Source organism: Sphingomonas sp. LH128, from assembly GCF_000293195.2.
Lineage (GTDB): Bacteria > Pseudomonadota > Alphaproteobacteria > Sphingomonadales > Sphingomonadaceae > Novosphingobium > Novosphingobium resinovorum_A.
Genome location: NZ_ALVC01000266.1, coordinates 1 through 5,238, shown reverse-complemented (window position 1 = coordinate 5,238; position 5,238 = coordinate 1). Strand labels below are relative to the sequence as shown.

At 56.8% G+C, this 5,238-nt stretch carries 5 protein-coding genes; 3 read left to right on the top strand and 2 right to left on the bottom strand.

Going from position 1 to position 5,238, the window contains the following annotated elements; all coding sequences use genetic code 11:
• From LH128_RS20180 to LH128_RS33620, 3 genes are all read left to right on the top strand, one after another.
• A partial coding sequence (locus LH128_RS20180; RefSeq protein ID WP_008831536.1) for an ATP-binding protein occupies nt 1-984 on the top strand: 984 nt, incomplete at its 5' end.
• A 260-nt stretch (nt 985-1,244) separates the two neighbouring features.
• Nucleotides 1,245-2,612 carry a sensor histidine kinase gene (locus LH128_RS20175; RefSeq protein ID WP_037520520.1) on the top strand — a complete coding sequence of 456 codons (1,368 nt, stop codon included), beginning with the start codon at nt 1,245-1,247 and terminating at the stop codon, nt 2,610-2,612.
• A 282-nt stretch (nt 2,613-2,894) separates the two neighbouring features.
• Entirely contained in the window at nt 2,895-3,104 is a 210-nt protein-coding gene (locus LH128_RS33620; RefSeq protein WP_327195227.1) for a hypothetical protein, read from the top strand.
• A 193-nt stretch (nt 3,105-3,297) separates the two neighbouring features.
• On the opposite strand, the gene LH128_RS20170 is transcribed toward LH128_RS33620, so the two are convergent.
• Together LH128_RS20170 and LH128_RS32380 are read right to left on the bottom strand one after the other, a co-directional pair.
• Nucleotides 3,298-4,902: a carbamoyltransferase C-terminal domain-containing protein gene (locus LH128_RS20170; protein ID WP_037520517.1), complete on the bottom strand. Its 1,605-nt coding sequence runs from the start codon at nt 4,900-4,902 to the stop codon at nt 3,298-3,300.
• On the bottom strand, nt 4,899-5,238 hold a 340-nt coding region (locus LH128_RS32380), incomplete at its 5' end, for a family 16 glycosylhydrolase (protein WP_172705121.1). The genes LH128_RS20170 and LH128_RS32380, both read right to left, overlap by 4 nt.

The following is a 5,238-nucleotide window of genomic DNA, read 5'->3' as shown; positions in this document are numbered from 1 at the left end:
ATCGACGCGATAGCGGAAACGGCGGATCGCGCCGCGAAGCTGACCAGCCAACTTCTGGCGTTCGCAAGGAGGCAGGCGCTGAAGCCCGAAGTCTTCAACGCGGCCGCGAAAGTGGGCAGTGTTGCTGATATGCTGCGCACTGTGGTGGGATCGCGAGTGGATCTCGTCGTCGATCCGATCTGCGGTTCCTGTTTCGTGGAAGTCGATGCCAGCCAGTTCGAAACCGCGCTCGTTAACATGGCGGTGAATGCCCGCGATGCGATGAACGGCGAAGGGTGCATCACCATAGCAATCGACGCGGCGGGTTCGGTGCCAGCACGGCGCGGGCATGCCGCTGCCAAGGGCGACTTCGTGAGGATTTCGGTTTCGGACAGCGGCTCAGGCATGCATCCCGAACAGCTCGATCATATCTTTGAGCCGTTTTTCACCACCAAGGAGGTCGGCAAGGGTACCGGACTTGGCCTCAGCCAGGTCTACGGTTTCACCAAACAGTCCGGCGGCGAGATCGATGTGGACAGCCGGCTCGGTGAAGGTACGACGTTCAGCCTCTACCTGCCGCGTGCCTCGGCGCCGAACGGGGCTCAGGCCGTTTCGGCGCCCGACGAAGTCGCGGCGAGCGAAGCAAGTATCCTTGTCGTCGAGGATAATGAGCAAGTCGGAGAATTCGCGTCGCAGCTTCTGACCGACCTCGGCTTTAGTACCCGCCGCGCCGCCAATGCCCGCGACGCGATCGCGATACTCGAAAGCGACCATGGCGATATCGACATCGTCTTTTCCGACGTCGTTATGCCGGGCATGGACGGGGTCGAACTGGGCCGTCAGATCCGTTCCCGCTGGCCCAACCTGACAGTCGTTCTGACGAGCGGCTATAGCCATGTCCTGGCTGGCGATACACGGCATGGGTTTGCACTGCTGCACAAGCCCTACTCGTTGGACGAGCTTTCGCGCGTCCTGCGTGACGCCCGGCAAGGCAGCACACAATAACGAAATTCCCGCCTAATCAAACAACATCTGGCGAGAGCATTGAGAGGCAACGGCCATCAAGAAGCTACTGAGCAGCTTGTTGATTAATTTCGTTATTCACGCCTCACGTCTCGAACACACCGGGAACATCCGTTTAGCGCAAATCGGTTGTCTCCCGCTGGCACGCCGCTCGCGCGTTTGCTATCTCCCAATCGCTTGTTGCGGCTACTCTTTGACTGCACAGGCTCATATGAAAGCCATAAGAATTGCGGAGCTTCGACTTGCAGGCAATATCCCCTCAGGACATTGTTGATACGGTCCGCGAAGGACTGGTGATCCTTGATGGCGATCTGACAGTCGTCTCAGCTAACCGTAGCTTTTACGGCCTTTTCGCGGTGACGCCCGAGGAGACCATCGGCCGCAGGATCTACGATCTTGGCGATGGTCAATGGGATGCGCCCGGGCTTCGGGTTGTGCTAGAGGAGATCCTGCCCAAGGAGCAAAATGTCGAGGCGTTCGAGGTGGAACACCGGTTCCCCCGTGTCGGCCATCGGACCGTCAATCTCAATGCCCGCAAGGTCTATCGCCTTGGCAACCATGTCGAGCACATCCTGATCACGTTCTATGACGTGACCGACGTTCGCAACGAGCAGTTGAAGGCCAAGCGCTCCGCGAAGCTCATGCAGGCCATCGTGGATACGGTACGCGATCCACTCGTCATCCTTGATGAAAATCTGAAAATATCGGCAGCCAGTCGCAATTTCATCGAATTGTTCGGCGATGCGGAAAAAGACATCCTTGGCAGGCACCTTGACGAGTTGAAGCAGGGGCAATGGGACGTCGCCGCTTTGAAGGAACTGCTTGAAAAGGTGGTTCCGGATGAAACCCCGTTCGAGGATTTTCTGGTCGAAGACGAGTTCCCAACGCTTGGCCATCGGGTTTTCAAGCTCAATGCCCGCAAGATTTACGTCCCAGGCAATCATGTCACGCAAATGCTGCTCGCGTTCGAGGACGTGACCGAGGCTATCGCCGCCGAGCGTTACAAGGAAATGATGGCTGCCGAACTGGCACACCGCATCAAGAATTCCCTCACCGTCATTTCGGCATTCGTGGCGTTCGAAATTCGCCGGGCGGCGGCGCCTTGCATTGACGGCTACCAGGCCATGCAGAGCCGGATCAGCGCGGTTGCCAGCCTCTACGATGTTATTGCCCAATCGAGCGCCTTTGGTCCGGTGGACATGCCCTCCTATCTGACTGGCATCGCGGCGAGCATTCGATCCAGCCTGATTGGCGCCGATGGCGCGATTACCATCGACGTCGCCGCCGAGCCGCTTTCAATCAACGCCGATCATGCTGTGCCAGTCGGCTTGCTGGTCAACGAACTGGCCACCAATTGCGTCAAGTACGCGTTTCCTGATGGCAAGGGCAAAATCTCTCTGGGCTTCAGGCGCCGCGACGGGGAAGTGATTCTTCAGGTTGAGGACAACGGGGTGGGTTTGGATGCCGCGGCTTCGCGCGAAGGTAGCTCGGGAATGGGGACGCGTTTCGTTGACGCCTTCGTTCGCCAGATCGGCGGCACCCTTGCGCGGGCATCTGGCCCCAGTGGAACGACAATTACCGTGAGGTTACCGGCCAGCATCCTGCAGTGAGGGCGCAGCCACTCGGATTGGCCATAGCGCTTACAGAAATGCTAGCTGGCATGGGTGATAGATGGCACCAGCACCTTGCTGCCAGTCAGCACCCGTCAGCATCTACTAGGCTATGTTTGGGCCGTTCATGTCTACCCGGGCTTAAACGGTGGTGGGTGCGGTAACCCGCAGGCTGCACCCACAACTTATTTACCTGGCGCAATGCGAGGTAACTTATTCGCTTGCCAGGGGTTTAACCGTAGCTGCTGTTGAAGTGCTCTTCGGCAAGCGCAAACAAGATCATTGCTGGAGAAGATATTGACACCCGAGACCACTTTGCCGGTTCGTGCCTTCGAACTCGCCCGTGAAGGTCGATGCATCACCATTAAGGATCTGCGCTCGCGGTTGGCACTGGAGGGCTTCACGCAGATCGATGCTCACTTCGATGGGCAATCATTCAAGAAGCAGCTGTCTGCGCTCATGCGCGAAGCAAATGCGAACACTGTAACCTGACGCCTTTGGGCGCGTGGTTGCCGCCCGCCGTCGACCCTTATCGGTCGTCCAAGCGCCCAAGTTTCGTTCTCAGGTGCCGACGGTCCGCTTTTCCGTCATCAGAGTTTGCGACAGACATACCGAGACGTTTAGGCGAGGCTAAGCGCCGTCTAATCTTCGGGAAACCTCGTTTGACGGGCCAAGCGCACGCATATCAAGCACGCTCACGCCGAAACCTCTGGTAATTTTCCGATGACCGAAGCAGGTACAAGTCTCCATCGATTACAAATCCGTCAAGCTGATGCGCCAATGTGTACTCCGAAAGATCGGACGCAGTGTTGATGAAGCCTTTGTGCTTGAAGTTCAGAGATGTGTTGCACAGAACTCCGTAACCCGTCTTTGATTTGAACGCGCTCAGCAAATCGAACATTGGGCGATTGCTTGATGCAGACACTGTTTGCAGCCGCGCAGTCTGGTTCACATGGGTTACCGCTGCAAGCTCAGCCGTTAAAGCGTGATACGTATAAAGCATAAATGGGCTTGGATTTCTGCAGCTGAACCATCTTTCAGCTTCATCTTCTAGGCAGATGGGAGCGATAGGGCGAAACTGTTCTCTCTGTTTAATGACATTCAGCCGCTCTCTGGTGCTTGCCTTGAAGGGCGCTGCTAGGATGGAACGATTTCCAAGGGCGCGAGGTCCGATTTCGTACCGGCCGTTGACCCAACCCAATATCAGGTCGGCGGCCAACATTTCTGCAACGATCTCGGGGCTCGGTTCGCACTGCTCAAACAGCGCGCTGTCGACAGGTTTGTCCTGCAGAAATTTCGACCCGGAATATACGTCCCACGTAATCTTTGGATTTCCGGTGAAATGGAACTGGGCATCGATGGCCGTGCCGATCGCAGAGCCCGAGTCGTTCGCGACCGGCGGAACGAACACCTCGCTGAACAATCCTGATTCCTTCCACTTGCTGTTCCAGTCGCAGTTGAGCCCACATCCGCCCGAGATGAGCAACGGCATTCCTCGCTTCAGGTTTTTGTCCGCGAAGTTACAGAAACGCCCGAACACGCGATCGCTGAAAATTCCGGCGAAATTACAAAACTCTTCATCCTCGACACCGACATTATAGTAGCTTGAATTCATCAGGGGTTTGCAATCCTGCGGCCTCAGATGCTTGCAGTCTTGTAGGAGAAAGGATGCAAGCATCTCTTCTTCGTCGGTCGCCTGGCTTCTTTTCGAAAACGAAGCGAGTGCCATCAGTTTTCCGGCATCGGACAGGCGGGAAAATTCGGCAGTGTGTAAGTCAAAAGTCGGGTCTGCCAAGGCGTAGAGCATGGCGTAGCGATGGCCGGGTTCCGGCATCACATCCGCAATCTTTGTAATCCCGAGATCGGCATTGATCTCGTAGAACGCCCCGACAACGCCCTCCCAAAGCAGTGCATAACACGGCATTCCCTTCGGCAGTTCAGACATCCCAAACGCGCATAAAAGGTGTGACCGCTCATGTGACGACGAGAAGAAATCAATGGTCTTTCCCAGGAAAGGCCGCTTGCCGAAGATTACCTGTTCACGATCGCTGCCGCGATACTCAGCCATCAACTCTCCGTCGCGCGGTGCATCACCCGGCCACCACCCTCCCTTGCATAGCACGTCGGGAACGGTGGGAAGTTCGGTGAGCGCGTCGAATGCATCGGTAACCGAGAGCGACGAATGCCGGTACCTCGAACCCTTTTCGGCCTCAACAGAGAACACTAGGCGTCCGTCTTCGATATAGGCGAACGCGCCGTCATGACCTGGGTTGTAGGAAAGTATCCTCAAGCTGAAGCTCCACCTGTGGCTGGCTGGTCCATACCAGAGAGCCCTTGAGCTTCCGGTTCGGACATTGATGAATCGAACGCGTACGTGCGTACTGCTTGCACCTCAGCAGTTGCCGGCAGTCTGCGGTTACTTAGGCGCCCGGCGAACCGAGAGGCGCGAGAAGGCCAGGCGTTGAAATGCAGCTTCATCGGCAGATGTGGGATCGGGGTGGGGTCCCACAGGTCGCGCCGATGGACCAGCAGATCATCTACAAACCATCGGATTTCGCCAGGGCTCCACTCGATGGCATAGCGATGCATCCCTTTCGAAGCATCAAAGCCGAGGTCGATATGGCTT